Here is a 663-nt window from a genome sequence, read left to right as displayed (position 1 = left end):
CGCATTGCACTCGATAAAACGGGCTTGGCAGAAGCGCTGGCCCACGCAATTGATTATGAGGCACTGTCTCCATTTGCGGTGGTGGTTGCACTCTCCATCGTGTGTTGGTTGATGGCCAATTTTATGTCAAACACCGCGACCGCGAACTTGTTGATGCCAATTGCCGCAGCAATCGGGGTTTCCATGCCGAGTTTGGCCGCTGTCGGTGGCTTACAAGGCTTACTGGTTGTGGTCGCATTCTCGGCTTCACTGGGCATGCTTTTACCTGTCCCCACCCCACCAAACTCATTAGCTTATTCAACGGGCTTGATAGAAAGCAAAGACATGGCGAAAGTCGGACTCATCATTGGCTTAATTGGTCTGTTTATAGTTTACGGCGCTGTGTTGATTCTCTTCTAACGTTCTGGCTCTGTGAGGGGTTACGCCTTCACAGAGCCCCTTCATTCCCATGACCTCGACTTTGCCCCCTATGCACACCATGATGAATGGGGATTTAACATTGCATTGCTGAATAAAAATCACACCATGTGCCTCAAGTTTCATCACTAACTGTCGATAAATTCACTAAAGCCTTTCATGTAACGCTCTGTGCTTGAATCGTCTAAACCCTCTGGAGTCACACGTTGTGACACTGATCTTTTTGTCTGTTTATAAAGGTTAGAC

At 48.0% G+C, this 663-nt stretch carries 1 protein-coding gene; it reads left to right on the top strand.

What is annotated here, in order from left to right; genetic code table 11:
• Nucleotides 1-399, top strand: a 399-nt coding sequence (locus R7190_RS27995) for an anion permease (protein WP_318137939.1), incomplete at its 5' end; no start/stop codon positions are given.
• Nucleotides 400-663: the final 264 nt, after the last annotated feature.

The organism is Vibrio sp. 1078-1, assembly GCF_033340475.1.
Note: the sequence above shows the minus strand (reverse complement) of the source record. Positions and strands in the feature narration are given on the sequence as shown.